This is a genomic window from Pseudomonas sp. GOM7 (assembly GCF_026723825.1).
Taxonomy (GTDB): domain Bacteria; phylum Pseudomonadota; class Gammaproteobacteria; order Pseudomonadales; family Pseudomonadaceae; genus Aquipseudomonas.
In genome coordinates this window covers 5099912-5125646 of sequence record NZ_CP113519.1, presented here as the reverse complement: position 1 = coordinate 5125646, position 25735 = coordinate 5099912, and the positions used below count along the sequence as shown (strand labels likewise).

Annotated in this window: 23 protein-coding genes; 11 read left to right on the top strand and 12 right to left on the bottom strand. The window is 64.9% G+C overall.

Going from position 1 to position 25735, the window contains the following annotated elements; all coding sequences use genetic code 11:
• Nucleotides 1–81 precede the first annotated feature (81 nt).
• Together OU800_RS22825 and OU800_RS22820 are read right to left on the bottom strand one after the other, a co-directional pair.
• Nucleotides 82–1866 carry a GspE/PulE family protein gene (locus OU800_RS22825; protein WP_268179708.1) on the bottom strand — a complete coding sequence of 595 codons (1785 nt, stop codon included), beginning with the start codon at nucleotides 1864–1866 and terminating at the stop codon, nucleotides 82–84.
• 146 nt (nucleotides 1867–2012) lie between these two features.
• Nucleotides 2013–2339 carry a hypothetical protein gene (locus OU800_RS22820; protein ID WP_268179706.1) on the bottom strand — a complete coding sequence of 109 codons (327 nt, stop codon included), beginning with the start codon at nucleotides 2337–2339 and terminating at the stop codon, nucleotides 2013–2015.
• Between the two features lie 127 nt (nucleotides 2340–2466).
• Between OU800_RS22820 and OU800_RS22815 the strand changes: the two genes are divergently transcribed.
• Nucleotides 2467–2934 (top strand): Lrp/AsnC family transcriptional regulator, encoded by a 468-nt coding sequence (locus OU800_RS22815; protein WP_268179704.1) that lies wholly within the window; start codon nucleotides 2467–2469, stop codon nucleotides 2932–2934.
• Between the two features lie 14 nt (nucleotides 2935–2948).
• On the opposite strand, the gene OU800_RS22810 is transcribed toward OU800_RS22815, so the two are convergent.
• Both OU800_RS22810 and OU800_RS22805 read right to left on the bottom strand, forming a co-directional pair.
• A complete protein-coding gene (locus tag OU800_RS22810) occupies nucleotides 2949–3617 on the bottom strand; it encodes a DUF502 domain-containing protein (protein ID WP_268179702.1) in 669 nt (222 codons plus the stop codon).
• Nucleotides 3618–3684: 67 nt separating this feature from the next.
• Nucleotides 3685–5040 carry a CYTH domain-containing protein gene (locus OU800_RS22805; RefSeq protein ID WP_268179700.1) on the bottom strand — a complete coding sequence of 452 codons (1356 nt, stop codon included), beginning with the start codon at nucleotides 5038–5040 and terminating at the stop codon, nucleotides 3685–3687.
• 113 nt (nucleotides 5041–5153) lie between these two features.
• Between OU800_RS22805 and OU800_RS22800 the strand changes: the two genes are divergently transcribed.
• The 4 genes from OU800_RS22800 to argA all read left to right on the top strand — a co-directional run bounded on the left by OU800_RS22800 (nucleotide 5154) and on the right by argA (nucleotide 9746).
• On the top strand, nucleotides 5154–5831 hold the full coding sequence (locus OU800_RS22800; RefSeq protein ID WP_268179699.1) for a TIGR00153 family protein: 678 nt from the start codon (nucleotides 5154–5156) through the stop codon (nucleotides 5829–5831).
• 39 nt (nucleotides 5832–5870) lie between these two features.
• Nucleotides 5871–7142 carry an inorganic phosphate transporter gene (locus OU800_RS22795; protein WP_268179697.1) on the top strand — a complete coding sequence of 424 codons (1272 nt, stop codon included), beginning with the start codon at nucleotides 5871–5873 and terminating at the stop codon, nucleotides 7140–7142.
• Nucleotides 7143–7211: 69 nt separating this feature from the next.
• A complete protein-coding gene (argE, locus tag OU800_RS22790) occupies nucleotides 7212–8378 on the top strand; it encodes an acetylornithine deacetylase (protein WP_268179695.1) in 1167 nt (388 codons plus the stop codon).
• A gap of 69 nt (nucleotides 8379–8447) precedes the next feature.
• On the top strand, nucleotides 8448–9746 hold the full coding sequence (gene argA / locus OU800_RS22785; protein ID WP_268179694.1) for an amino-acid N-acetyltransferase: 1299 nt from the start codon (nucleotides 8448–8450) through the stop codon (nucleotides 9744–9746).
• A 298-nt stretch (nucleotides 9747–10044) separates the two neighbouring features.
• Here the strand turns inward: argA and rmf are convergent, their stop codons facing one another.
• The 4 genes from rmf to OU800_RS22765 all read right to left on the bottom strand — a co-directional run bounded on the left by rmf (nucleotide 10045) and on the right by OU800_RS22765 (nucleotide 14771).
• Entirely contained in the window at nucleotides 10045–10245 is a 201-nt protein-coding gene (gene rmf / locus OU800_RS22780; protein ID WP_268179692.1) for a ribosome modulation factor, read from the bottom strand.
• Between the two features lie 109 nt (nucleotides 10246–10354).
• Nucleotides 10355–11935, bottom strand: a complete 1581-nt coding sequence (gene gshA / locus OU800_RS22775) for a glutamate--cysteine ligase (protein ID WP_268179690.1) — start codon at nucleotides 11933–11935, stop codon at nucleotides 10355–10357.
• Between the two features lie 125 nt (nucleotides 11936–12060).
• Nucleotides 12061–12447 carry a PaaI family thioesterase gene (locus OU800_RS22770; protein ID WP_268179688.1) on the bottom strand — a complete coding sequence of 129 codons (387 nt, stop codon included), beginning with the start codon at nucleotides 12445–12447 and terminating at the stop codon, nucleotides 12061–12063.
• A complete protein-coding gene (locus tag OU800_RS22765; protein WP_268179686.1) occupies nucleotides 12444–14771 on the bottom strand; it encodes a Tex family protein in 2328 nt (775 codons plus the stop codon). Before OU800_RS22765 ends, OU800_RS22770 begins: the two co-directional genes overlap by 4 nt.
• A 206-nt stretch (nucleotides 14772–14977) precedes the next feature.
• Here OU800_RS22765 and ompR point away from each other — a divergent pair, with 206 nt between their 5' ends.
• Together ompR and OU800_RS22755 are read left to right on the top strand one after the other, a co-directional pair.
• On the top strand, nucleotides 14978–15715 hold the full coding sequence (gene ompR / locus OU800_RS22760; protein WP_268179685.1) for an osmolarity response regulator transcription factor OmpR: 738 nt from the start codon (nucleotides 14978–14980) through the stop codon (nucleotides 15713–15715).
• Nucleotides 15716–15818: 103 nt separating this feature from the next.
• The gene (locus OU800_RS22755) at nucleotides 15819–17135 is read left to right on the top strand and encodes an ATP-binding protein (protein WP_268179684.1); all 1317 of its coding nucleotides are present in this window, start codon (nucleotides 15819–15821) and stop codon (nucleotides 17133–17135) included.
• Between the two features lie 15 nt (nucleotides 17136–17150).
• Here the strand turns inward: OU800_RS22755 and OU800_RS22750 are convergent, their stop codons facing one another.
• Genes OU800_RS22750 through rimB form a run of 3 tightly spaced genes read right to left on the bottom strand, consistent with a single transcriptional unit; the run spans nucleotide 17151 to nucleotide 19419 of the window.
• Nucleotides 17151–18047 carry a S66 peptidase family protein gene (locus OU800_RS22750; RefSeq protein ID WP_268179682.1) on the bottom strand — a complete coding sequence of 299 codons (897 nt, stop codon included), beginning with the start codon at nucleotides 18045–18047 and terminating at the stop codon, nucleotides 17151–17153.
• Nucleotides 18044–18949: a 30S ribosomal protein S6--L-glutamate ligase gene (rimK, locus tag OU800_RS22745; RefSeq protein ID WP_268179680.1), complete on the bottom strand. Its 906-nt coding sequence runs from the start codon at nucleotides 18947–18949 to the stop codon at nucleotides 18044–18046. Before rimK ends, OU800_RS22750 begins: the two co-directional genes overlap by 4 nt.
• The gene (gene rimB / locus OU800_RS22740; RefSeq protein WP_442964724.1) at nucleotides 18946–19419 is read right to left on the bottom strand and encodes a retropepsin-like aspartic endopeptidase RimB; all 474 of its coding nucleotides are present in this window, start codon (nucleotides 19417–19419) and stop codon (nucleotides 18946–18948) included. Before rimB ends, rimK begins: the two co-directional genes overlap by 4 nt.
• Nucleotides 19420–19539: 120 nt before the next feature.
• Between rimB and OU800_RS22735 the strand changes: the two genes are divergently transcribed.
• The gene (locus tag OU800_RS22735) at nucleotides 19540–19971 is read left to right on the top strand and encodes an RNA-binding S4 domain-containing protein (RefSeq protein ID WP_268179679.1); all 432 of its coding nucleotides are present in this window, start codon (nucleotides 19540–19542) and stop codon (nucleotides 19969–19971) included.
• A gap of 7 nt (nucleotides 19972–19978) precedes the next feature.
• On the opposite strand, the gene OU800_RS22730 is transcribed toward OU800_RS22735, so the two are convergent.
• Nucleotides 19979–20773: a phosphatase PAP2 family protein gene (locus OU800_RS22730; RefSeq protein WP_268179677.1), complete on the bottom strand. Its 795-nt coding sequence runs from the start codon at nucleotides 20771–20773 to the stop codon at nucleotides 19979–19981.
• Nucleotides 20774–20970: 197 nt separating this feature from the next.
• Between OU800_RS22730 and hslO the strand changes: the two genes are divergently transcribed.
• The 3 genes from hslO to OU800_RS22715 all read left to right on the top strand — a co-directional run bounded on the left by hslO (nucleotide 20971) and on the right by OU800_RS22715 (nucleotide 25674).
• A complete protein-coding gene (gene hslO / locus OU800_RS22725) occupies nucleotides 20971–21858 on the top strand; it encodes an Hsp33 family molecular chaperone HslO (protein WP_268179676.1) in 888 nt (295 codons plus the stop codon).
• 169 nt (nucleotides 21859–22027) lie between these two features.
• Nucleotides 22028–23569, top strand: coding sequence for a phosphoenolpyruvate carboxykinase (locus OU800_RS22720; RefSeq protein WP_268179674.1), 1542 nt, complete (start codon nucleotides 22028–22030; stop codon nucleotides 23567–23569).
• A gap of 182 nt (nucleotides 23570–23751) precedes the next feature.
• Nucleotides 23752–25674 carry a RecQ family ATP-dependent DNA helicase gene (locus OU800_RS22715; RefSeq protein ID WP_268179672.1) on the top strand — a complete coding sequence of 641 codons (1923 nt, stop codon included), beginning with the start codon at nucleotides 23752–23754 and terminating at the stop codon, nucleotides 25672–25674.
• Nucleotides 25675–25735 lie beyond the last annotated feature (61 nt).

Genomic DNA, 25735 nt, shown 5'->3' with positions numbered 1-25735 from the left:
ATGGGAAATCGGTCACATTGTCGGGCGCGGCTAGGAGCTGTTGTCGCTCTGTCGCGGCCGTGCGCGAAGCGGCAACAGAGCCTAACGCTGTTCGCTCTGTGGCGTGACGCGCAATACCTCTTCGATGGTGGTCAGCCCGGCGGCGACCTTCTGCGCACCGGACAGGCGCAGGCTGCGCATGCCGTCCTTGAAGGCGGCGCGGCGCAGGGCGGTGAGGTCGGTATCGGCTGTGATCAACGGCTTGATGGCGTCGTTGAGCAGCATGATCTCGTACACCCCGGCGCGGCCCCGGTAGCCGGTTTCGCGGCATTCCAGGCAGCCCACGGCATGGTGCGCCTGGGTCGGCAGGGGCGAGCTCCAGGGGCGGGTCAGGCCGTTCCAGGTATCTTCGTCCAGTTGCACCGGCGCCTTGCAGTGCGGGCACAGGGTGCGCACCAGGCGCTGGGCCATGACGCCGAGGATGGTGGCCTTGAGCAGGTAGTGCGGCACGCCCAGTTCGAGCAGGCGGGTGATGGCGCTGGGGGCATCGTTGGTATGCAGGGTGGAGAGCACCAGGTGGCCGGTCAGCGCTGCCTGGATGGCCATTTCCGCGGTTTCCAGGTCGCGGATCTCGCCCACCATGATGATGTCCGGATCCTGGCGCATCAGCGCGCGCACGCCGCTGGCGAAGGTGAGGTCGATGTTGTGCTGCACCTGCATCTGGTTGAACGCGCCTTCGATCATCTCGATGGGGTCTTCGATGGTGCAGACGTTCACCTCCTCGGTGGCAAGCTGCTTGAGCGTGGTGTAGAGCGTGGTGGTCTTGCCCGAGCCGGTGGGGCCGGTGACCAGGATGATGCCGTTGGGTTGGCTAGTCATGCTGGCCCAGCGACGCAGATCCTCGGGGGAGAAACCGAGTTGGTCGGGGCTTTTCAGCAGCACTTCCGGGTCGAAGATACGCATCACCATCTTCTCGCCGAAGGCGGTGGGCAGGGTCGACAGGCGCAGTTCCACCTCGTTGCCATCCGGGGTCTTGGTCTTGACCCGGCCGTCCTGCGGTTTGCGTTTCTCGGCGATGTTCATGCGGCCGAGGTTCTTCAGGCGGCTGACCACCGCCATGGTGACCTGCGCCGGGAACTGGTAGACGGTGTGCAGCACGCCATCGATGCGAAAGCGCACCGTGCCCTGCTCGCGGCGCGGCTCGATGTGGATATCGCTGGCGCGCTGCTGGAAGGCGTACTGGAACAGCCAGTCGACGATATTGACGATGTGTGCATCGTTGGCGTCCGGCTCCTGATCCTGCGCGCCGAGGCTGAGCAGTTGCTCGAAGTTGCCGACCCCGCTGATCTTCTGGTCGGTGGCACTGGCGCCGCTGACCGAACGGGCCAGGCGGTAGAACTCGGTGGTGAAACGCTGGATGTCCACCGGGTTGGCTACCACGCGTTTGATCGGGCGCTTGAGCACGTGAATCAGGTTGGCTTCCCAGCTATGCACCAGCGGCTGGCTGCTGGCGATGGTGACGCATTCGCTGTCCACTGCCACGGCCAAGATCTTGTGACGTTGGGCAAAGGCGTAGGACATCAGCGGTGTGATGGCCGGCACGTCGATCTTCAGCGGGTCGATGCGCAGGTAGGGCTGGCCGGCGAACTTGGCCAGCCAGACGGTAAGGGTTTCCAGGTCGAGTTTCTTACCCGGTCGCGCCAGGTCGTCCACCTGCTGTGCGGCGAGGAATTCCAGCGGGTGCTGCTGGTTGTTCACAGCACTGCGGCGAATGGCCAGGCATTGCTCGGCGACGTCCTGCTCCACGCGCCCTTCGGCGACCAGTTCGCGCAGCAGATCGCCGAGATCCAGCACGCGGTCGGGGGTGGTGGTGTGTAAGGCGGACATGCGAGCTCCTCGGGATCGGCCTGAACAAGGGTAGCCGGATTAGGCTCCGTTGCCGTTTCGACGCGTGGGGCGTGAATTGGCAACAGACCCTAGCATGCCCGAAAAGCAGGGGTGGGGCGAAGGCCTGGCAGGGGTGAAAGCCCGTTTCAGGCCACTTCGCTGCTCAAGCTGTGATCCAGGTGGCGCCAGTCCACCTCCCAGACGCACACCAGGCCGCGCAGTTTTTGCGCCAGTACGCCAGCGCGGTGTACAGACAGGCCCTGCACCTGCAGCTCGATATGCAGATCGTCCTGGCGGCGTGTCACCTGCAGGGCATCGGGCAGCAACTGCAACTGGGCGAAAAGGCCCAGCAGGCGGCACAGCACCTCGGCTTCGGCGTCGGTACGCAGGTGGTAGGCCACGCCGGCAGCGGGGCGTTCCTGCCAGGGATCGCGACGGGTTTGGACGGTGGGAAAGGGCGTGGTGTCGGGCATGGCGGTGACTCGAGCTGGTTTTGCTCAAGTTTCTGCCTTGCGCGAACAAAAGTTCTGCCTGATTTTCTGGGTTTTGGCAGTTTTCGTGGATAAACTTGCCTGATAAGCATGATATCTAGGAATTTTTATGTCCGTCACTCTGGATGCCTACGATCAGCGCATTCTTGCCCTGCTGCAGGAGGATGCCGGCCTCTCCACCGCCGAGATCGCCGAGCGGGTGGGTTTGTCCCAGTCGCCGTGCTGGCGGCGTATCCAGCGCCTCAAGGAGGAGGGGGTGATCCGCAAGCAGGTGACCCTGCTCGATCGCAAGCGCATCGGTTTGCAGACCCAGGTGTTCGCTCAGGTCAAGCTCGATGCCCATGGTCGCTCCAATCTCACCGAGTTCGCCGAGGCCATGCGCGAGTTTCCCGAGGTGCTGGAATGCCACGTACTGATGGGCGCGGTGGACTTCATGCTGCGCATCGTCACCCGCGATATCGAGGCCTACGAGCGCTTCTTCTTCGAGAAGCTGTCGCTGGTGCCGGGCATTCAGGAGGTGAACTCCATCGTTGCCCTGTCGGAGATCAAGTCCACCACCAGTCTGCCGCTGGGGTAGGGTCTGTTGCGGCTTCAGGGGGCGGGAGTTGGCTTCGGCGCTGCCGGCTCGCGCTTGGTCGGTGGGGTAAGGCCCATGGACACATAGATGCTGGTCAATTGCTCGACGCCCATGTCCGCCGGGCGTATCCAGTCCACCGGCACGTAGAGCAGGCCACCGCCGATGGGGATGGGCGCGGTGGGCACGAGAATGGCGCAATAGGCGCGGCCCTCCAGCTCGATGCTCTCCGAGCTGGGGCGCAGGGCCAGCACGGCGGCGCCGTCGCCGCCGAAGAAGCACCAGACCGGCGCCATGGTGGCGATGTCCGGGTTCTTGCTCTTGTCCAGCAGACCGACGAAGCGGTCGGCCAGGTTATACAGATTGCCCAGTACCGGCGTGCGCCGCAGGGTGCGGTCGAGCAGCCAGGCCAGGGGTTTGCGCAGGCCCAGTTGTACGGCCAGGCCCAGAGGATAGAGGCTGGCCACCAACACCAGCGTGCCCAGCAGCCAGGCCATGTAGCTGTTGCTGACGAAGGGTTGGCCGAGGGCGGCGAACACCTGACCGATGGGGGTGGCCGGGCCGATCAGGCGGTTGAGCAGGCCGACGATCCAGGCCAGCAGCGCCAGGGTCAGGGCCAGCGGCAACAGGGCCAGCAGGCCGGTCAGCCAGGTGGTGAGGAGCGATTTCAGGCTGCTTCGGAGCATGTGGGGTCGTTCCGTCGAGGGACAGGCAAGGCCGGGCGGCAGCGGGCCGCCGGCCTCATATGCTGGCTCAACGCAGCAGAGCTTTCCAGGCCCGCAACTGTTGCACTTTTATGCACTGCTCGGTGATGGCCTCGGCTTCGGCGTGCTGTTGCGCCAGTTCGCTCAGTTTGCTCAGCTCGCCATACAGGCGATCGGCCTCGCTCAGGTCGAGCACCTGGCGTGCCAGGCGCAGCCAGACCAGCAGGCGTTCCAGGCGTGGTGACTGTTCCACCAGGCGCTGCGGTTGGCTCTGGTAATGGCGCAGGTTGAGTGCATTGGCTTCTTCGGCCAGTTGCGTGCTCAGCCAGTTGCTCACGGCGGCTTCGCCCTGGCGTTGGCCGCGGGCATTGCGCCCTTCGCGCCAGGCTCCGGCCAGCAGCCAGCGCGCCAATTGCAGCGAGAGCAGGCCCCAACGTGGCGAATCCAGCTCGCTGGCGAACAGGGCTGGCGCCGCCTGGCGCATCGACTCGTCGGCCTGGCCGGCTTGCAGGCGTGGGCGCCAGTCGTCGAGCAGGGCGTCCAGGCCCTGGCGCAGCTCACGACTGCTGGCGCGCGGCACGGCCTGGCCGAGGCTGCCGAGCAGCGCGCGCAGTTCACCCAGGCGCTCGATCCAGTCGGCCAGCAGGCGCCAATGGCCGTTCCAGCGATACTGTTCGGCCAGGCGCTGGCTGGCGCCGAGCAGGTGCCAGGCCAGGGCGGTGAAGGCATCGTCCAGGTTCATTTCGCCACTCAGGCTAGGTGCCGGCAGGCTCAGGCTGTAGCTGCCGGCGTCGAACAGGCGATAGCCGCGCTCGGCCTTGCTGATGTCGCAGGGCATCAGCGGCAGGCCTTCGGCCAGCTCGCAGGCCAGCTCCAGCAGGGCTGCCGGTTCGCCCTGACGCAGTTCCAGCTCCAGCTCGCAGATTTCTTCCTCGCCTTCGCCGGCGATTACCTTACCCAGATCCAGTGCGGCTTCGATGACCACCTTGGCCTTGCCGCGACCCCAGGCGATCTCGGCCTTCTCACGGACGAAGTCGGTGGTGAACAGCGGCATCAGGCTGCTCTTGTCCAGCTCTGCCAGGCTGGCCGGCCAGCACTGATCATCGAGCTTGCCGAGATCCAGCTCGGGCTTGTCCAGGTACCAGTCCCATTCGTTACGCTCGGACAGGCCTGCCACGCTCTGCCCGCGTGACTTGAGGGTCTGGATGAATTGCTCGCCATCGCGGCGCAGGCGCAGGGCGACCTTGGCCCCAGCCAGTTGGCGATCCACCGTATCGTAGTACTGGTTGAACAGTGGGGTACGCTGCCAGCCGCTCTTGTTGCGCTTCTTCAGCAGCGGGTGTTCGCGCAGTGCGGCCAGGGTGGCACGGCTGGCGCGCAGTTTGATTTCGGTTTCTTTGACCATGGTCAGCAGGTATGACGCCTAGATATGAAATTGTGACAGTCCGATGATGCGCGCTGGCGGTCGGCAAGGCCGATCCCTATACTTGCGCCCTTCACAAAACGGGGATTTACCCTATGCCTATCAACCCTTTTGTCAGCCTGTTCGGCCGTTCTCCCATCGGCCCCATGCAACAGCATATCGCCAAGGCGCATGAATGCGCGGCGAACCTGGTGCCTTTCTTCGAGGCCGTGATGGCCGAAGACTGGGCCAAGGTGGAACAGGTACAACAGGAAATGTCCCGGCTCGAGCAAGAGGCGGACAAGCTCAAGAAGAGCGTGCGTCTGCACCTGCCCAAGAGCCTGTTCCTGCCGGTTCCGCGTTCGGATCTGCTGGAACTGCTCAGTGTACAGGACAAAGTCGCCAACCGTGCCAAGGACATCGCCGGCCTGATGCTTGGTCGGCAGATGGCCATTCCGCAGGCGTTGCAGCCCTTGATGCGCACCTACGTGCAGCGCAGCGTGGACGCCAGCGCGCAAGCGTTGAAGGCGATGAACGAGCTGGACGAACTGCTCGAGACCGGTTTCGCCGGTCGCGAGGCGGAGCTTGTGGAAAACCTGATCGAGGAGCTCGGTGCGATCGAGAATGACACCGATCGCCTGCAGATCGAGGTGCGCCGCAACCTGTTCACGCTGGAGAAGGATCTTCCCCCGGTCGATGTGATGTTCCTCTATCAGATCATCGACTGGGTCGGCGATGTCGCCGACCGTGCCCAACGAGTGGGCAACCGACTGGAACAACTGCTGGCGCGCTAAGCGCCAGCGTCCTTTCTGGGATCTACGGAAACTAACTTTATGTCTCTGATTGCGGACTACGGGCTGGTTCTGCTCGTACTTGCCTGTCTTTTCGGTTTTTTCATGGCCTGGGGTGTCGGGGCCAACGATGTAGCCAACGCCATGGGTACATCCGTTGGCTCGCGTGCATTGACCATCAAACAGGCGATCATCATTGCCATGGTCTTCGAGTTCGCCGGTGCCTATCTGGCCGGCGGCGAGGTGACCGAAACCATCAAGAACGGCATCGTCGATGCCAACCTGATCAGCCCCAACCTGATGGTGCTGGGCATGATGTCGGCCTTGCTGGCCGCCGGTTCCTGGCTGCTGGTGGCGTCGATGCGCGGTTGGCCGGTGTCCACCACCCACACCATAGTCGGTGCAGTGATCGGCTTCGCCGCCGTCGGCGTGTCGGTAGATGCCGTGCACTGGAGCGGCGTCGGTCCCATCGTCGCCAGTTGGGTGGTCACCCCCATGTTGGCGGGCATCATTTCCTTCTGCCTGTTCGTCAGCGTGCAGAAGCTGATCATCGACACCGATAACCCATTCAAGAATGCCAAGCGCTTCGTGCCGCTGTACATGTTCATCACCGGCTTCATGATCTCGCTGATGACCCTGAGCAAGGGCCTCAAGCACGTTGGTCTGAACCTCTCCAGCACCGAGGGCTTCTTCCTCTCGCTGGGCATCGGCGTGCTGGTCATGCTGATCGGTATCGCCCTGCTCAGCCGCATCCATGTCGATGCCGAAGCGGACAAGGCCTTCCACTTCTCCAGCGTGGAGAAGGTGTTCGCCATTCTGATGATCTTCACTGCCTGTTCCATGGCTTTCGCTCACGGCTCCAACGACGTGGCCAACGCGGTCGGCCCGCTGGCCGCCATCGTCGGCGTGATCCAGAGCGGCGGTGACCTGGCCGCTGGCGAAAAATCCATCGTACCGGGCTGGATCCTGCTGCTGGGCGCGCTGGGCATCGTGGTCGGCCTGGCCACCTACGGCTACAAGGTGATTGCCACCATCGGCAAGGAAATCACCGAATTGACCCCCAGCCGTGGCTTCGCCGCTGAACTGGCCGCCGCCACCACCGTGGTCAGCGCCTCGGGTCTGGGCCTGCCGGTGTCCACCACCCACACCCTGGTCGGCGCCATTCTCGGTGTCGGCATGGCGCGCGGTATCGGTGCGCTGAACCTGGGCATGATCGGCAAGATCTTCCTCTCCTGGATCATCACCCTGCCGGCTGGCGCGGTGCTGTCGATCATCTTCTTCTTCATTCTGCGCGGGCTGTTCGGCGGCGTCTGATTCCGCTCTGGCGGTTTCACCTGAGGTTGGATGCCCCTATCATGGGGGCTCCGACCCAGGAGAGCGCCGATGCCTTTGCCGTCCTTTCGAGAGCAGTTCGCCGCGCTGATCGCCGCGCCGTCGGTGAGCTGTACCCAGCCCAACTGGGATCAGAGCAACGCCCCCGTCATCGAATTGCTCGCCACCTGGCTCGGTGAGCTGGGCTTCGCCTGCGAAACCCAGCAGATCGCTCCGGGCAAGTTCAATCTGCTCGCCAGCCGTGGCACCGGCCCCGGTGGCCTGGTGCTGGCCGGGCACAGCGATACCGTGCCCTTCGATGCCGCGCTGTGGCAGAGCGACCCGCTCAAGCTGACCGAGGTGGGCGACCGCTGGGTGGGCCTGGGCAGTTGCGACATGAAGGGCTTCTTCGCCCTGGTCATCGAGGCTGTCCGTCCGTTGCTCGATCAGCCTTTCCAGCAACCACTGCTGATTCTCGCCACCTGCGACGAGGAAAGCTCGATGGCCGGCGCCCGTGCCCTGGCCGATGCCGGCAGGCCGCTTGGCCGCGCGGCGGTGATCGGCGAGCCGACCGGCCTCAAGCCGGTTCGCCTGCACAAGGGCGTGATGATGGAGCGCATCGACATCCTCGGCCAAAGTGGCCATTCCTCCGATCCGGCGCTCGGCCATAGCGCGCTGGAGGCCATGCAGGACGTGATGGGCGAGTTGCGTGGCCTGCGCGCGCAGTGGCAGCGTGAGTTCAACAACCCGCAGTTCAGCGTGCCGCAACCGACGCTGAACCTCGGCTGCATACACGGCGGCGACAACCCCAACCGCATCTGTGGCCAGTGTGCCCTGGAGTTCGACCTGCGCCCGCTGCCGGGCATGGATCCGGAGCAGTTGCGTGCGGCCATCCGCGGCAAGCTGCAGCCGCTGGCGCTCAAGCATGAAGTGCGCATCGACTACGGCCCGCTGTTCCCGGCCGTGCCGCCCTTCGAGCAAAGCGCTGACGCCGAGCTGGTGCGCCTGGCCGAGCGGCTGACTGGGCATACGGCGCAAGCGGTGGCATTCGGCACCGAGGCGCCTTATCTTCAGCACCTTGGCTGCGAGACCCTGGTGCTCGGCCCCGGTGACATCGCATGCGCGCACCAGCCCGGGGAACACCTGGAGCTGGCCCGCATCGAACCGACCGTGGCGCTGCTACGGCAACTGATCCAGCACTATTGCCTGACCCGGAGTGACGACGTGCAGCGACGATGAGACCGACTTTCCAACCGAACATGGCGGCTCGCACCCGCCCAAAACGTCTCGAAGCCCACGGATCTCTACATGCACGACTACGTCACCTGGCTACGCCACGCTTCGCCCTATATCAACGCCCACCGCGACTGCACCTTCGTGGTCATGCTGCCGGGTGAGGGTGTCGCCCACCCCAATTTCGCCAATATCGTCCACGACCTGGTGCTGCTGCACAGCCTCGGCGTGCGCCTGGTGCTGGTGCATGGTTCGCGCCCGCAGATCGAGGCGCGCCTGGCGGCTCGCGGCCTGACTCCGCATTACCACCGCGACCTGCGTATCACCGATGCGCCGACCTTGGAGTGCGTGATCGACGCCGTCGGCCAGTTGCGAATCGCCATCGAGGCGCGCCTGTCGATGGACATGGCCGCCTCACCGATGCAGGGCTCGCGCCTGCGCCTGACCAGCGGCAACTTCGTCACCGCGCGGCCGATCGGCGTGGTCGATGGCATCGACTATCACCACACCGGCGAAGTACGGCGCATCGACCGCAAGGGCATCAATCGCCAGCTCGACGAGCGCAGCATCGTGCTGCTGTCGCCGCTGGGCTATTCGCCCACCGGGGAGATCTTCAACCTGGCCTGCGAGGATGTCGCCACCCGCGCCGCCATCGACCTGGCGGCCGACAAGCTGCTGCTGTTCGGCGCCGAGGACGGCCTGCTCGACGAGCACGGCAAGCTGGTGCGCGAGCTGCGCCCACAGCAGGTGCCGGCGCATCTGGCGCGCCTGGGCAGCAACTACCAGGGCGAATTGCTCGATGCCGCTGCCCAGGCCTGTCGGGGAGGGGTGAAGCGCAGCCATATCGTCAGTTACGCCGAGGACGGCGCGTTGCTCAGCGAGCTGTTCACCCGCGCCGGCAATGGCACCCTGGTGGCTCAGGAACAGTTCGAGTCGTTGCGTGAAGCGACCATCGAGGATGTCGGCGGCTTGATCGAGCTGATTCGCCCGCTGGAGGAGCAGGGCATTCTGGTGCGCCGTTCGCGCGAGGTGCTGGAGCGGGAGATCGAGCAGTTCAGCATCGTCGAGCGCGAGGGGCTGATCATCGCCTGCGCCGCGCTCTATCCCATCGCCGATTCGGACTGTGGCGAGCTGGCCTGCCTGGCGGTCAACCCCGACTACCGCCACGGCGGCCGGGGTGACGAACTGCTCGAGCGTATCGAGGCCAGGGCGCGGGCGCAGGGCATCAAGACCCTGTTCGTGCTCACCACGCGCACCGCGCACTGGTTCCGCGAGCGTGGCTTCGAGCCCAGCAGCGTCGAGCGCATGCCGGTAGCGCGCGCCTCGCTGTACAACTATCAGCGCAATTCCAAGGTGTTCGAGAAGGCATTGTAGGGTGCGCTGTGCGCAGAAAAATCCCCGGATTGCATCCGGCTACGGGCTGCGCGCACCGAATAGCAAGGACAAGCCCCGGAGCCTATCCGGCGGACTGTAGGGTGCGCTGTGCGCACCGAATGGCAGCGCGTACTCGGCTTTGGCATTCTGCGCCGCTCTAACTCCTGCGGTCGTCGCTAAGTGGTACGCCGTTGGCGGGAGTTTTGGGCGTGAGTTGGGGTGCCGAACCTGGCATGGTCCGGCGGACTGTTCGCTTCGCTACGAGCGGCCGGCGTTCCGGTCCGCCCTGTGCCTGGCGTCAGGCGCTGTGCTGGTGCAGGCGCCACTTCTCCTGGCCATCGTCCCAGCCGGCCTCCCAGGCGGCGGCCGGAATGTCTTCGGTGTAGGGTTGGCGGGCTTTGGCCTGGCCGGTGAGGCCGGCCATGTAGCCCTGCTGGTACGCCTTGGTGAGGCCTTCCAGGCTCCATTGCGGCGAGGCATCGTGTCGCTCGGGCGCCATCTGGCGTGCTCCCATTTCAGTCCGTTGAATTCATGCTAGTTGGTCGCCTGAGCGGCCGTCTGGCCGCCCGTCCGGCCTTTTGCTCCGCTGGCAGGCTTTGTGACGAGGTTCACACGGCCAGGGCGAGAATGCTGGCCTGGTAGGCGGCGACGAAGGCGTCGAAATCGCCTTCTTCCTGTGCCTCCAGCTCGGCCTGCTCGGCCAGCGACTGGCGCGCGGCCTGTTCCAGCGCAGCCTGTTGTCCGGCCTCCAGCGGCTGGGACTGGAAATACTCGGCATGCTGACGGCTTTGCTGCAGGGCGAACTCGGTGAAGCTCTGGCCCTGACGCAGAATCGCCAGTACCTGCGCCGAGGGGGTCATCTCTACGTCCGCCACCTTGGCTTGCTGTTGGGCCAGGGCTTCGACATGGGCAGTGCTGCCCTGGGCGCGGTCGAGCATCTCGGCCAGCGGCAGGATGCGTTCGAGCAGCTCGCCGGCCCAGCTCTTGAGTTCCACCGGCTGACCGCCACGCTGCAGGTGCAGCCCGGGGCGCCGACCTTCCTTGACCACCTTGAGGAAATTGCTGGTGCAGTTGCTGCACTCGCCGTTTTCCAGCAGCGGGCTGTCTTCCAGCGCGCAGAACAGCAGGAAGGCGTCGATGAAGCGGGCCTGGGCCAGGTCGATGCCCAGCGGCAGGAAGGGGTTGATGTCCAGGCAGCGCACTTCCACGTACTGCACGCCACGGCTCATCAGCGCCTGGATCGGCCGTTCGCCGCTATGGGTGACGCGCTTGGGACGGATGCTCGAGTAGTATTCGTTCTCGATCTGCAGGATGTTGGTATTGAGCTGCAACCACTCGTCGCCGCGCTTGGTGCCGGCTTCGACATAGGCCGGGTAGGGCGTACCGACTGCCAGACGCAGGCTGTCGGTATAGCTGGCCAGGTCGTTGTAGCAGGGAGTCAGGCCGGCTTGCGCGTTGCTCTGGTAGCCCAGGTCGCTCATGCGCAGGCTGGTGGCATAGGGCAGGTACAGGGTGCTGGCATCCAGCTCCTGCAACTGGTGCGGGCGACCACGCATGAAGCCCTTGTCCAGCGCCGGTGAGGCGCCGAACAGGTACATCAGCAACCAGCTATAGCGGCGGAAGTTGCGGATCAGTGCGATATAGCGTGCCGACTGGTAGTCGCGCGCACTCTGCTCGCTGCCTTCGCTCTGCTGCTGCAACTGCCACAGCCCTTCGGGCAGGGAGAAGTTGTAGTGGATACCGGCGATGCACTGCATGGTTTTGCCGTAACGCAGCGCCAGGCCTTTGCGGTACACGTACTTGAGGCGGCCGATGTGCGAGCTGCCGTAGCGGGCAATGGGAATGGTCTCCTCGTCCGGCAACTGGCAGGGCATCGAGGCGCTCCACAGCAGCTCGCCGTCGAGCTTGCCATTGGTGAAGCGGTGGATGCGTTCCAGCTCTTCCAAGGTTTGCGCCGGATCGGTGGCGGTGCCGGTGATGAATTCCAGCAGTGACTCGGAGTAATCGGTGGTGATCTGCGCGTGGGTCAGCGCCGAGCCCAGTGCCTGCGGGTGCGGGGTCAGAGCCAGTTGGCCGTCGTGGTCGATGCGCAGGCATTCGCGCTCGATACCGTGCAGGCATTCACCCAGCAGGGACAGGTTGGCCGGCTCGCCGAGCTGGGCCAGGCGGCGGGAGAGAAGGTCGCTCAAGATGCAATTCCTAACTGGGCGGTCGCCACAATATGAGGACTGCAGCAACAAGCTTCAAGCTGCAAGCCTCAAGTAACAGCGCTTGGACATTTCCTTGCAGCTTATGGCTTGCCGCTTGCTGCTGCTTATACGCAGGCGAAGGTGCCTTGTGCCTTGGCGACCAGCTTGTCGCCCTGCAGCACTTCGGCTTCCACTACCTGGGTGCGGCGCCCGGCATGCAGCACCTTGGCATGGCACAGCACGCTGCCTTCGGACACCGGGCGGATGTAGTTGATCTTGCATTCCAGGGTCACGCTGTTCGGGTTGCCATCGCCCAGGCTGTGGCTGGCCTGGCCCATGGCGGTGTCGATCAGCGAGAACAGCGCGCCGCCGTGCAGCTTGCCGTGCAGGTTGCGCAGCTCATCGGTGAGAGTCAGGCGCACGCGCGCCTCACCGCCACCGACCTGGAGAATCTCCAGGCCGAGCAGGCGGGAAAAGGCGCTGCTGGCGCCTATTTCCTGTGCGTCGCTCATTTCTTCAACTGCTTGGCGTTGGCGAACAGGGCAGCCATGCCGCCAGTGGCCGGAGCCGGCTTGTCCTGGCTGGAATGGCGCTCGCTGCGCGGTGTGTTGCCGCCACGGTTGCCGCTGCTGCGCTGGCCGCCACGCGCACCCTCGACTTTCTCGCCGGGGGTGTCGCCCATGCGCATGGACAGGGCGATGCGGTTACGCGGGATGTCCACTTCCATCACCTTGACCTTGACCACGTCGCCGGCCTTGACCGCCTCGTGCGGGTCCTTGATGAACTTCTCCGACAGCGCGCTGATGTGCACCAGGCCGTCCTGATGCACGCCGATGTCGACGAAGGCACCGAAGTTGGTGACGTTGGTCACCACGCCTTCGAGCACCATGCCCAGCTTGAGGTCATTGAGGGTTTCCACGCCTTCCTGGAACTCGGCGGTCTTGAACTCCGGGCGCGGGTCGCGGCCGGGTTTGTCCAGTTCCTTGAGGATGTCGCCGACGGTCAGCAGACCGAAGCGCTCATCGGTGAACTTGGCCGGATCCAGGCGCTTGAGGAAGCCCGAGTCGCCGATCAGCGAGCGGATATCGCGGCCGGTGTCCTGGGCGATGCGCTCGACCAGCGGATAGGTTTCCGGGTGTACCGCCGAGGCATCCAGCGGGTTGTCGCCGTTCATCACGCGGAGGAAGCCGGCAGCCTGCTCGAAGGTCTTCTCGCCCAGGCGCGGCACCTTCTTCAGCTCGGCGCGCGAGGCGAAGGCGCCGTTGGCGTCGCGGTACTGCACGATGTTCTGCGCCAGGGTCGCATTGAGGCCGGAGATGCGTGCCAGCAGGGCGGCAGAGGCGGTGTTCACGTCCACGCCAACGGCGTTCACGCAGTCCTCGACCACGGCGTCCAGGCTGCGCGCCAGCTTGAGCTGGGAGACGTCATGCTGGTACTGGCCGACGCCGATGGATTTCGGGTCGATCTTCACCAGCTCGGCCAGCGGATCCTGCAGGCGGCGGGCGATGCTTACTGCACCGCGCAGCGACACGTCGAGATCGGGGAATTCGCGGGCGGCCAGTTCCGAGGCCGAGTACACCGAGGCGCCGGCCTCGGAGACCATCACCTTGGTCAGCTTGAGGCCCGGCACCTTCTTGATCAGTTCGGCGGCCAGTTTGTCGGTCTCGCGGCTGGCGGTGCCGTTGCCGATGGAAATGAGGTCGACGCCATGCTTGGCGCACAGCTTGGCGAGGATCGCCAGGGTGCCGTCCCAGTCGTTACGTGGGGCGTGCGGGTAGACGGTGGCGGTTTCCAGTACCTTGCCGGTGGCGTCGACCACGGCCACCTTGCAGCCGGTACGCAGGCCCGGGTCGAGCGCCAGGGTGGCGCGCGGGCCGGCCGGGGCGGCCAGCAGCAGGTCATGCAGGTTACGGGCGAACACGCTGATCGCCTCGTCTTCGGCCTTCTCGCGCAGCTCGCCGAGCAGGTCGGTTTCCAGGTGATTGTACAGCTTGACCTTCCAGGTCCAGCGCACCACCTCACTCAGCCACTTGTCTGCAGCGCGGCCCTTGTTCTCGAGGCCGAAGCGCTCGCCGATCATCAGCTCGCACGGGTGCAGGGTGCCTGGCAGCTCTTCGCCGACTTTCAGGCTGGCACTGAGAATGCCTTCGTTACGGCCGCGGAAGATCGCCAGCGCACGGTGCGATGGTACGCCCTTGAGCGGCTCGTCATGCTCGAAGTAGTCGCTGAACTTGGCGCCTTCGTTTTCCTTGCCCGGTACCAGGCGTGCGCTGAGGGTGGCGTTGTCCTTGAGGAAGCTGCGCAGCTTGTCGAGCAGCGCGGCGTCTTCGGCGAAGCGCTCCATGAGGATGTATTTGGCGCCTTCGAGCACGGCTTTTACATCGGCGAAGCCCTTGTCGGCGTCGATAAAGCGCTCGGCTTCGGCTTCCGGTGCCAGGCTCGGGTCGGCGAACAGCGCGTCGGCCAGTTCGCCGAGGCCGGCCTCCAGGGCGATCTGGCCCTTGGTGCGGCGCTTCTGCTTGTACGGCAGGTAGAGATCTTCGAGGCGCGTCTTGGTGTCGGCCAGGTCGATCTCGCGCTTGAGCTCCGGGGTCAGCTTGCCCTGTTCCTCGATGCTGGCGAGGATCGCCACGCGGCGCTCGTCCAGCTCACGCAGGTAGCGCAGGCGCTCTTCCAGATGGCGCAGTTGGGTGTCGTCGAGGCTGCCGGTTACCTCTTTACGGTAACGGGCAATGAAAGGCACGGTGGAGCCTTCGTCGAGCAGGGCCACGGCGGCGGCGACTTGCTGCGGGCGCACGCCCAGCTCTTCGGCGATGCGGTTGTTGATGCTGTCCATAGATAAAGCTACCCACACTGGAACGACTAGGGTGGCCGCAAGAATGCAGGCCAGAGACGAAAGCGGCGCATTATAAACACCGCATTCGCCCGTGCTGAGAACCATTCGGGGAAAAATCTGCTAACAATGGCTGAGGCGCCCAGCCATGCGCCTGAGCGATAATGCCGCCACTTGCCGTCATCAGTACGGCTGCCCAAGGAGACGCCATGACCCAGTCCGCTGCCCCAGTTGCCGAAGGCGAGAAGATTCTCATCGTCGATGACGACGCCCGTTTGCGCCGCTTGCTCGAGCGCTTCTTCGATGAGCAGGGCTATCGGGTGCGCGCGGTGGAGAACGTCGAGCAGATGGACCGCCTGCTGGCTCGCGAGCTGTTCCATCTGGTGGTGCTCGACCTGATGCTGCCGGGCGAGGATGGCCTTTCCGCCTGCCGCCGCCTGCGCGAGGCGGGCAATCAAATGCCCATCATCATGCTCACCGCCAAGGGCGACGAGGGCAGCCGCATCCAGGGCCTGGAACTGGGCGCCGACGATTATCTGGCCAAACCCTTCAACCCGCGCGAGCTGCTGGCGCGCATCAAGGCCGTACTGCGCCGGCAGGCTCCCGTGGTGCCGGGTGCGCCGGGCACCGAGGATCAGAAGGTCAGCTTCGGCGAGTACGAGCTGTCGCTGGCCACCCGCGAGTTGAAGAAGGGCGATGAGGTGCACATGCTCACCACCGGCGAGTTCGCCGTGCTCAAGGCCCTGGTACAACATGCGCGCGAGCCGCTGACTCGCGACAAGCTGATGAACCTGGCCCGTGGCCGCGAGTGGGATGCGCTGGAGCGTTCCATCGACGTGCAGATCAGCCGCCTGCGCCGCCTGATCGAACCGGATCCGTCCAAGCCGCGTTATATCCAGACCGTTTGGGGCGTAGGCTACGTCTTCGTGCCGGACGGGAATAAATGAAGCTGCAAGCTGCAAGCCACAAGCTGCAGGAAAAAGCGGGCGGTACAACCACTTGTAGCTTGAGGCTTGAGGCTTGTAGCTGCACCTCCGGGGCTTGCCGCTCGTGAAGGCTCCTGTCTGGTTCCCGCAAAGCTTCTTCGCCCGTACCCTTTGGCTGGTGCTCGTCGTCGTGCTGTTCTCCAAGGCGCTGACCCTGGTTTATCTGATGATGAACGAAGACGTACTGGTCGACCGCCAGTACAGCCACGGCGCAGCCCTGACCCTGCGCGCCTACTGGGCCGCCAATCCGGACGACCGCGATCACATCGCCGAGGCCGCCGGCCTCAAGCGCACGCCCAGCGATCAGGTGCCGCCCAACGAGCAACACTGGCCGTACAGCGAAATCTTCCAGCGGCAGATGCAGACCGAACTCGGCCCTGACACCGAAACCCGGGTGCGTGCGACCACGCCGCCCGCGCTCTGGGTGCGCGCGCCGAGCCTTGGCGACGGCTGGGTGCGGGTGCCCATGTACCCGCACCCCTTGCGCGGGCAGCGTATCTGGAGCGTGCTCGGCTGGTTTCTCGGCATCGGCCTGATTTCCACTGGCGCCGCCTGGATCTTCGTGCGCCAGCTCAACGCCCCGCTCAAGCGTCTGGTGTTCGCTGCCCGCCAGCTTGGCCAGGGGCGCAGCGTGCGCCTGCCGATCAGCGATACGCCAAGCGAGATGACCGAGGTGTACCGCGCCTTCAACCAGATGGCCGAGGATGTCGAGCAGGCCTCTCGCGAGCGCGAGCTGATGCTGGCCGGCGTCTCCCACGACCTGCGCACGCCGCTGACGCGCCTGCGCCTGGCTCTGGAGTTCATGGACAACGATTCCGAGCTGACCGACGACATGGTGCGCGATATCGAGGACATGGACGCGATCCTCGACCAGTTCCTCGCCTTCATCCGCGATGGTCGCGGCGAGCCGGTGGAGGAAGCCGACTTCCCCGAGTTGGTGCGCGAAACCCTGGCGCCCTACAACCAGGGCAGCGAGCGCGTGCGCCTGTGCCTTGAGAGCATTCCGCCCTTCCCGCTACGGCGCGTGTCGATCAAGCGCCTGCTCACCAACCTGGTGGAAAACGCCCTCAATCATGGCGGTGGCGATGCGGTGGAAGTGGTCGCCAGCCTGGCCGGCGACCAGAACGCGCCCTACGTGGTGCTGAGCGTGCTCGATCGCGGTACCGGCATCGACCCGGCCGAGCTGGACAGCATCTTCAACCCCTTCATTCGCGGCGATCGCGCCCGTGGCGGACGTGGCACCGGCCTGGGCCTGGCCATCGTCAAGCGCATCGCCGCGCAGCACGGCGGTAGCGTCGAGCTGCGCAACCGCAGCGGCGGTGGCCTGGAGGCGCGGGTGCGTTTGCCACTGGGGTTGTTGTTGCCGCGCGATGCGGTCTGAGAACGGGGCGGCGGATTACCAGGTCAGGCTGTCGCCGAACAGACGGGCGTGTTGGCCGTAGGGCCAGGGGAAATTGGCATCGCCGTGGCCACTGGGCAGGTCGCCATACAGCGGGATGCCCAGTGGTGCCAGGTACTCGGCGAAGATTTCTTCGAGGCTGTGATGCACCCCGCGCCGAGGGCAGTCGGTGAAACTGCCCAGGCACAATGCCCGCGGCTTGCGCCCGGCGAAGCCGTGCAGCAGTTGCCAGAGACTGCGCTCCAGGCGGTAGTAGGGCTCGCCGACGTCTTCCAGAATCAGGATCGAGTCTTCTGCCAGGCGCAGCCCGGCAGGGGTTCCGCAGGCGCTGGCCAGAGCCGTGAGGTTGCCACCCTGCAAGCGGCCTTCGATGGCCTGTTGCGGGCCGCTGATATGTCGTACCGGCAACTGCCGGTGTTGCCCCGCGAGCAGACTCCACAGCGCCTGCATCGAGGCCAGCCGCTCGCGCTGGCCACCCGGCGCCGCCAGTGCCTGATGGCCCAGGGCCGTGGCCACCGGGCCATGGATGGCCGGCAGCTCATGCCGGGCAAAGGCTTCGAGCAGGATCGACAGGTCGGAGAAGCCGATCAGCGGGCGTGGGCTGGCCTGCTGCAGCAGCGTCCAGTCGATATCCGTCACCAGTTGCGCGCAGCCATAGCCCCCGCGCAGGCACCAGACGGCGTCGATGTCGGGCAGGGTAAAGGCCTGATGCAGGTCGTCCAGGCGCTGCTCAGGCGTGCCGGCCAGGTAGCGGTGACGGGTGCGTACGTGCCGGCCCAGGTGATAGCGGATGCCCAAGACGTCGAGTTGGGCCAGGGTCGCTTCCAGCACCTCTTCGGCGATGGCCGAGGCGGGAGCGATCAGCGCCAGGCTACCGTCGAACGGCGTGCTCATCCGCGCCCCTTGGTGCGAGTCTGGCCGTGCTCGGCGTTCTTCTCCAGGTGCTCGATGATCATGCCGGCGACGTCCTTGCCGGTGGTGGTCTCGATGCCTTCGAGGCCCGGTGAGGAGTTCACCTCCATCACCAGCGGGCCATGGTTGGAGCGCAGGATATCCACACCGGCCACGTTCAGGCCCATCACCTTGGCCGCACGCACGGCAGTCATGCGCTCTTCCGGGGTGATCTTGATCAGGCTGGCGCTGCCGCCGCGATGCAGATTGGAGCGGAACTCGCCGGCCTTGGCCTGGCGCTTCATCGCCGCGATCACCTTGTCGCCGACCACGAAGCAGCGAATGTCGGCGCCGCCGGCCTCGCTGATATATTCCTGCACCATGATGTCCTGCTTGAGGCCGAGGAAGGCCTCGATCACCGACTCGGCGGCCTTGTGCGTCTCGGCCAGCACCACACCCATGCCCTGAGTGCCCTCCAGCACCTTGATCACCAGCGGCGCGCCGCCGACCATCTGGATCAGGTCGGGAATGTCGTCCGGCGAGTGAGCGAAACCGGTCACCGGCAGGCCGATGCCCTTGCGCGACAGCAGTTGCAGGGCGCGCAGCTTGTCGCGCGAGCGGCTGATGGCCACCGATTCGTTGAGCGGGTAGACGCCCATCATCTCGAACTGGCGCAACACCGCGCAGCCATAGAAGGTCACCGAGGCGCCGATGCGCGGGATCACCGCCTCGAAGCCTTCCAGCGCCTGGCCACGGTAGTGGATCTGCGGCTTGTGGCTGGCGATGTTCATGTAGGCGCGCAGGGTGTCGATCACCTGCATCTCATGCCCGCGTTGCTCGCCAGCCTCCACCAGACGGCGGGTGGAATACAGACGCGGGTTGCGCGACAGCACGGCGATTTTCATTGGGCACCTGATGAAAGGGATGAGGGCAGGGCGGGTTTGTCTTGCACGTAGCTCAGCGCCGGGTTGACCAGCAAGCCACCGGCGACCAGCGCCTTGGAGCCGAGCAGCACGCGGTAGCGCATGGTCTTGCGGCAGGCCAGGGTGAATTCCACAGGCCACAGGCGATCACCCAGGGCCAGTTCGGTACGGATCACGTAGCGGTTCTGTACCTGGCCATTGGAGCTCTTGATGCGTCGCACCGACACCAGCGGCGCTTCGCAGCGGTGGCGGCGCTGCACCTGGGTGCCGAGATAGGCGGTAAAGCGCACCCAGTCCTCGCCGTCGCGCTGGAACGGCTGGATATCGCTGGCATGCAGGCTGGAGGTACTGGCGCCGGTATCGATCTTGGCACGCAGGCCGATGATGCCGAGCTCGGGCAGGTTGATCCATTCGCGCAGGCCGATCACGCTGAGAGGGTCGATGTTTTTCACGACGACAGTGTTCCCCCGTGACTGACAGGGCCTATAGTTCCGCGCATTCTAGATGCGCTGTGTGACAACTGCATCAGGGATGCACGCATGAGCGGCATGCTTGAACCAACAGAGTGTGAGATGAGCGAAAAAGACGACGACAAGGTCAGGCTGGACAAATGGCTGTGGGCGGCACGCTTCTACAAGACCCGTGCCCTGGCCAAGGCGGCCATAGAAGGGGGCAAGGTGCATCATCGCGGCGAGCGTTGCAAACCCGGCAAGGAGCCCAAGGTGGGTGACGAGTACGTGCTGCGCACCGGTTTCGACGAGCGCACCGTGCAGGTGCTGGCGCTTTCCGCCGTGCGCCGTGGCGCGCCGGAGGCGCAGTTGCTCTATCGCGAGACGGAAGAAAGCATTGCCCGCCGCGAGCAGGCTGCGGCGCTACGCAAGGCCGGCGCCCTTGGCGTGCAGACCGAGGGTAGACCGAGCAAGAAGCAGCGCCGGCAGATCCATCAGTTCAATGAACAGCAGAGCGGCGGCCTGCGCCACCCCTGGGACGATGAAGATTTGTAGGAGCGTGTCAGCGCCCGCTGACGACGCTGATGTTGCCTAACAGCGGCAGCCTGGCCAGGCGTGAGGTGAACGGCAGGCTGATCTTCTCCAGCCACTCGCTGGCGCGGTAACCCAGCGGTGTGTAGCAGCCCCAGGCCATGCCGATCAGGCTCAGCAGCACGCCACCGACGAAGGCGTCCGAGCCCCAGTGCGCGCCGGCCACCAGGCGCGGCAGCATGCCGATCACGGCAATCGTCCAGACCAGCGCCAGGCGCCAGCCACGGGCGAAGAAGGTCATGAAGTAGGCCCAGATCATCAGTACCGAAGCATGGTCGCCGGGGAAGCTGCGGCTGGCGCTGTCCTTGAGATCCCAGCGCTCTTCCCAGGCCGGGAACATCTCGGTCAACCGGGCGCTGCCTTCCACCGCCAGCGAGGCGCTCTGGCGTTGCCAGCCCATGTACTCGACCAGGTCGGAAAACAGCACGCGAATCAGCAGCATCATCACCAGCATGGCCAGGAAGGCATAGAGCGCGCGGCGTACCTGTGGCCCCTCGAACACCAGGCCGGCCTTGAGCATCACCGCCAGCATCACCACACCGACGCCGGCATCCACCGGGCGCATGCTGCCGATGGCCCAGATATGCGCCCACAGCCCGCCGGCATGCACCGGGTCGTTGAGCAGGTGGAACAGCCACAGATCGAAGGCGTCCCACAGTTGCCGCGTAGGCTGCCACAGCCAACTGGCGAGCAGCAGCAGGCTGACGATATGGCAGGTCAACAGTGGTTTTGGGCGCCACTGCGTATTGAGGAATGGGGTTGGCATGAAAAGTCCCTTTGCAGAAATATGACGGCTCTACCCTAAGCGCGCGCATATTAGGCCCTTGTCTCGGGCATGCAATGTGACTTGGTGCTTGGTTCAGGCCGTGTTCAGGCAGAAGGCGCTCGACGTCCGGGCCTTGGTTGCAGAGGCATTTGTGCATAAAATCGCCAGCCTTTTTTGCAGACCCTGGGCAGACCGCCATGAACGACTTCAGCCAACGCTTCCTATTCGACGACACCGATGTGCGCGGCGAGCTGGTCGCCCTGCGTGAAAGCTATGCCCACGTGCTGGCCAAGCACGCCTATCCGCAGCCGGTGGCGCAACTGCTCGGCGAGATGATGGCCGCTGCCGCGCTGCTGGTCGGCACCCTCAAGTTCGACGGCCTGCTGGTGCTGCAGGCGCGTTCCGAAGGGCCGCTGCCGCTGCTCATGGTCGAATGCTCCAGCGCCCGTGAACTGCGCGGCATCGCCCGCTACGACGGCGAGCAGATCGGCGCCGATGCCGATCTGCAGAGCCTGATGCCCGATGGCGTGCTGGCCATCACCATCGATCCGGCCAAGGGCCAGCGTTACCAGGGCATCGTCGCCCTCGACGGCGTGGATCTGGCCGAGTGCCTGTCCAATTACTTCGCCAGTTCCGAGCAATTGCCCACCCGCTTCTGGCTCAAGGCTGACGGCCAGCGTGCCCGTGGCCTGCTGCTGCAGCAACTGCCGCCGCACCACCAGACCGAGCCCGAGGCGCGCAGCGAAAGCTGGAACCACGTGCTGACCCTGGCCGACACCCTCAGCAGCGAGGAGTTGCTGGCGCTGGACAACCCGACCTTGCTGCACCGCCTTTACCATCAGGACAACGTGCGCCTGTTCGATGAGCAGCCCCTGCAGTTTCGCTGCAGTTGCTCCCGCGAGCGCTCCGCCAGTGCCCTGGCCAGCCTCGGCCAGGCCGATGCCGAAGCCCTGCTGGCCGAGCAGGGCGGCAGCGTGGAGATCGACTGCCAGTTCTGTAACGAGCGCTATGTGTTCGATGCCGCCGACATCGCCCAACTGTTCGCTGGGGCCGGCAGCGAAGCGCCGTCGCAGACCCGTCACTGATGAACCTCTCGCGCCAATAGACTGTCACTATTGGCGCTGGATCGGATCGGAGGCTGCCAAGCCGTTCGCTTTTCTGGCATACTCCCGCGACTTTTTTACCGTGTAGTTGCAGTTGCCCCTGTACTACACAACGTTCGGAAGACTCGGCCAGCGGCCGACGGGGATCCTCATGACGCAAGCCAACAATGCCGTGTACACCGACATCAGCGCCGCGCAACTGGTCGAAGAAGCCATTCGCCGTGGTGAAGGGGAACTGGCCGCCAATGGCGCGCTGGTCGTACGCACCGGCCACCGCACCGGCCGCTCGCCGGCTGATCGCTTCATCGTTCAGGAGCCGAGCACCGAGGCGCAGATCGCCTGGGACAATATCAACCGCCCGTTCCCGGCCGACAAGTTTGACGCCCTGTGGGATCGCGTCGAGGCGTTCAACGCCGCCCAGGATCATTTCGTCTCCCACGTTCACGTAGGTTCTGCCGAAGCCCACTACCTGCCGGTGAAGATGACCACCGCCACCGCCTGGCAGAACCTGTTCGGCCGTCAGCTATTCATCAATCCCGAGACCTACAACCCGGCTGCCAAGGCCGAGTGGCAGATCCTCAACGTCGCCAACTTCGAGTGCGTGCCTGAGCGTGACGGCACCAACTCCGATGGCTGCGTGATCATCAACTTCGCTGCGCGCAAGGTGCTGATCGCCGGCATGCGTTACGCCGGTGAAATGAAGAAGGCCATGTTCTCCGTGCAGAACTTCCTGCTGCCGGAAAAGGACGTGCTGCCGATGCACTGCGCCGCCAACATTGGCGAAGAAGGCGACGTCACTCTGTTCTTCGGCCTGTCCGGCACCGGCAAGACCACCCTGTCTGCCGACGAGTCGCGTTACCTGATCGGTGACGACGAGCACGGCTGGGGCGAAGGCGTGGTGTTCAACGTCGAGGGCGGTTGCTACGCCAAGTGCATCGACCTGTCCGAGAAGAACGAGCCGGTGATCTGGAAAGCCATCCAGTTCGGCACCGTGCTGGAAAACGTCGTGCTCGACGAAGAGCGTGTACCGAACTACGCCGATGACAGCCTGACCCAGAACAGCCGCGCCGCCTACCCGCTGGAGTACGTCGAGAAGCGCAGCGAGAAGAACCTGGGCGGCGAGCCGAATGCGGTGATCTTCCTGACCTGCGACCTGACCGGCGTACTGCCGCCGGTGTCGATCCTCAACAACGAGCAGGCGGCCTACCACTTCCTCTCCGGCTACACCGCGCTGGTCGGTTCCACCGAGATGGGTTCGGGCGGCGGCATCAAGTCCACCTTCTCCACCTGCTTCGGCGCGCCGTTCTTCCCGCGCCCGGCCGGCGTCTACGCCGAGCTGCTGATCAAGCGCATCAATGCCTTCGGCTCCAAGGTCTATCTGGTCAACACCGGCTGGACTGGCGGTGGCTACGGCGTTGGCAAGCGTTTCAACATCCCCACCACCCGTGGTGTGATCGCCGCCATCCAGAGCGGTGCGCTGATCGGTGCCGAGACCGAGCACCTGCCGATCATCAACCTGGACGTGCCCAAGTCGGTGCCGGGCGTCGAGACCAACCTGCTCAATCCGCGCAACACCTGGGCAGACAAGAACGCCTACGACGAAGCCGCCAAGGGCCTGGCCAAGCTGTTCATCGACAACTTCGCCAAGTTCGATGTCAGCGACGCGATCAAGAACGCCGGCCCGCAACTCTAAGCCGAGCCCCAAAAAGAAACCGCCTTCGGGCGGTTTCTTTCTTTTAGCGGCAAGCTGCAAGCCACAAGTTGCAAGTAAAAGCAAAAGCGGACTTTCGTTTTTGGCGATATGCTCGAAGCCGACTCGGTAGGCTTGTCACTTGAGGTTTGCCGCTTGTAGCTGCTTCAAAGGAGTGAAAGCAGATGTCCACCCTCAAACGCGTCTTCGGTTTCGATAGTCTGCGTCCCGGCCAGGAAGCTGTGATCAGTGCCGTGCTCGCCGGTCGCTCGGCGGCGGCGATCTTCCCCACCGGCTCGGGCAAGTCGCTGTGCTATCAGCTACCGGCCCTGCACCTGCCGCACCTGACCCTGGTGATCTCGCCGCTGCTGGCACTGATGCAGGATCAGCTTGCCTTCCTGCATGCCCATGGCATCGCCGCGGCTAGCATCGATTCGGCGCAGAGCCGCGAGCAGAGCGCCGAGGTCATGGCCCGCGCGCGCAGTGGCGAGCTGAAGATCCTGATGATCTCGGTGGAGCGCCTGAAGAACGAGCGCTTTCGTAACTTCATCGCTCAGGTGCCGATCTCCCTGCTGGTGGTGGACGAGGCGCACTGCATCTCCGAGTGGGGTCATAACTTCCGCCCCGACTACCTCAAGCTGCCCGACTACCAGCGCCAGTTCGGCATCGCCCAGGTGCTGCTGCTGACTGCCACGGCCACGCCCAAGGTGATCGCCGACATGCGCGAGAAGTTCGCCATCGCCGAGGCGGACGTGGTCACCACCGGCTTCTATCGCGCCAACCTCAACCTGCTGGTCGAGCCCGTGCCCGGTGGCGCCAAGCTGCAGCGTTTGCAGCAGTGGCTGGCGCCGCGTCGCGGCCAGGCGAGCATCGTCTACGTCACCCAGCAGAAGACCGCCGAGCAGGTGGCCGAGCGCCTGCAAGGGCAGGGCCTGGCCGTCAGCGCCTATCACGCCGGCATGGCCCATGAGGCGCGCGAGTCGATCCAGCGCCGGTTCATGGCCAGTGAGCTGGAGTGCATCGTCGCCACCATCGCCTTCGGCATGGGCATCGACAAGCGCGACATTCGCAATGTGGTGCACTTCGACCTGCCCAAGTCGGTGGAGAACTACAGCCAGGAAATCGGCCGTGCCGGGCGTGACGGCCAGGCTTCCGATTGCTTGGTGCTGGCCAGCCGCGACGGCCTCAGCGTGCTGGAGAACTTCGTCTACGGCGATACCCCGGAGCTGGGCGGGATTCGCGTGGTGCTGGAGGAGCTGCGTGCGGCGGGCGCAGGCGGGCAGTGGGAGCTGATGCTCAATCAGCTATCGGAGGCGAGCAATATCCGCGCGTTGCCGCTCAAGACCCTGCTGGTGCAACTGGAACTGCGCGGCATCATCGCGCCGCGCTATGCCTATTTCGCCGAGTACCGCTTCAAGCTGCTGCTGGAGGACGACGTGCTGTTGGCGAAGTTCGAGGGTGAGCGACGGCAGTTCGTCGAAGCCATTCTGATCAGCTCGCGCCGTGCCCGCACCTGGAGCACCCTGGACTTCGATGCGCTCTATCGCGACCACGGCGCCGAGCGGGCGCGGGTGGTCAAGGCGCTGGATTACTTTCAGGAAAAGGGCTGGGTCGAGGTGGAAAGCAAGCAGATGACCGAGGTCTATGCCGTGCTCGATGCCGAGTTCGCGCTGGACACCCTGGCCAGTGACCTGCACGCGCACTTTCGCGCCCACGAGGCCAGTGAAATCGCCCGCATCCAGGCCATGCTCGCCTTGTTCGAGAGCCGTGAATGCCTGAGTCGGCGCCTGGCGCTGTACTTTGGCGATGAACAGGCGCCTGAGCGTTGTGGCCATTGTTCGGTATGCCAGGGCCAGGTTGCCACGCTGCCGCCAGCCCCTGAGCTGCCGCCGTTGAGCGCGCGCGATCCCCAGGCGCTGTGCGCCGCCTTCGTCGAGAAGCACCAACAGCACACCGGGCAGATGCCCAGCCACGAGTGCCTGACGCGCTTTCTCTGTGGGGTGACCACGCCGCTGCTGACCAAGCTCAAGGCGCGCCAGTTGGCCGGCTTTGCCGCGCTGGAGGATTACCCCTACGCCGAGGTTCGCGCCTGGTTGCAGGGCGGTTAGTCACAGCGCGTGCGCTTTGCCGTGCGGCAAACGCCATACTCGTCGCCGCGCCGCCTGCCCG

Coding starts and splice junctions, on each gene's coding strand:
- OU800_RS22825 (WP_268179708.1), bottom strand. CDS start 1,866: ATGTCCGCCTTACACACCACCACCCCCGACCGCGTGCTGGATCTCGGC.
- OU800_RS22820 (WP_268179706.1), bottom strand. CDS start 2,339: ATGCCCGACACCACGCCCTTTCCCACCGTCCAAACCCGTCGCGATCCC.
- OU800_RS22815 (WP_268179704.1), top strand. CDS start 2,467: ATGTCCGTCACTCTGGATGCCTACGATCAGCGCATTCTTGCCCTGCTG.
- OU800_RS22810 (WP_268179702.1), bottom strand. CDS start 3,617: ATGCTCCGAAGCAGCCTGAAATCGCTCCTCACCACCTGGCTGACCGGC.
- OU800_RS22805 (WP_268179700.1), bottom strand. CDS start 5,040: ATGGTCAAAGAAACCGAAATCAAACTGCGCGCCAGCCGTGCCACCCTG.
- OU800_RS22800 (WP_268179699.1), top strand. CDS start 5,154: ATGCCTATCAACCCTTTTGTCAGCCTGTTCGGCCGTTCTCCCATCGGC.
- OU800_RS22795 (WP_268179697.1), top strand. CDS start 5,871: ATGTCTCTGATTGCGGACTACGGGCTGGTTCTGCTCGTACTTGCCTGT.
- argE (WP_268179695.1), top strand. CDS start 7,212: ATGCCTTTGCCGTCCTTTCGAGAGCAGTTCGCCGCGCTGATCGCCGCG.
- argA (WP_268179694.1), top strand. CDS start 8,448: ATGCACGACTACGTCACCTGGCTACGCCACGCTTCGCCCTATATCAAC.
- rmf (WP_268179692.1), bottom strand. CDS start 10,245: ATGGCGCCCGAGCGACACGATGCCTCGCCGCAATGGAGCCTGGAAGGC.
- OU800_RS22770 (WP_268179688.1), bottom strand. CDS start 12,447: ATGAGCGACGCACAGGAAATAGGCGCCAGCAGCGCCTTTTCCCGCCTG.
- OU800_RS22765 (WP_268179686.1), bottom strand. CDS start 14,771: ATGGACAGCATCAACAACCGCATCGCCGAAGAGCTGGGCGTGCGCCCG.
- ompR (WP_268179685.1), top strand. CDS start 14,978: ATGACCCAGTCCGCTGCCCCAGTTGCCGAAGGCGAGAAGATTCTCATC.
- OU800_RS22750 (WP_268179682.1), bottom strand. CDS start 18,047: ATGAGCACGCCGTTCGACGGTAGCCTGGCGCTGATCGCTCCCGCCTCG.
- rimK (WP_268179680.1), bottom strand. CDS start 18,949: ATGAAAATCGCCGTGCTGTCGCGCAACCCGCGTCTGTATTCCACCCGC.
- OU800_RS22735 (WP_268179679.1), top strand. CDS start 19,540: ATGAGCGAAAAAGACGACGACAAGGTCAGGCTGGACAAATGGCTGTGG.
- OU800_RS22730 (WP_268179677.1), bottom strand. CDS start 20,773: ATGCCAACCCCATTCCTCAATACGCAGTGGCGCCCAAAACCACTGTTG.
- hslO (WP_268179676.1), top strand. CDS start 20,971: ATGAACGACTTCAGCCAACGCTTCCTATTCGACGACACCGATGTGCGC.
- OU800_RS22720 (WP_268179674.1), top strand. CDS start 22,028: ATGACGCAAGCCAACAATGCCGTGTACACCGACATCAGCGCCGCGCAA.
- OU800_RS22715 (WP_268179672.1), top strand. CDS start 23,752: ATGTCCACCCTCAAACGCGTCTTCGGTTTCGATAGTCTGCGTCCCGGC.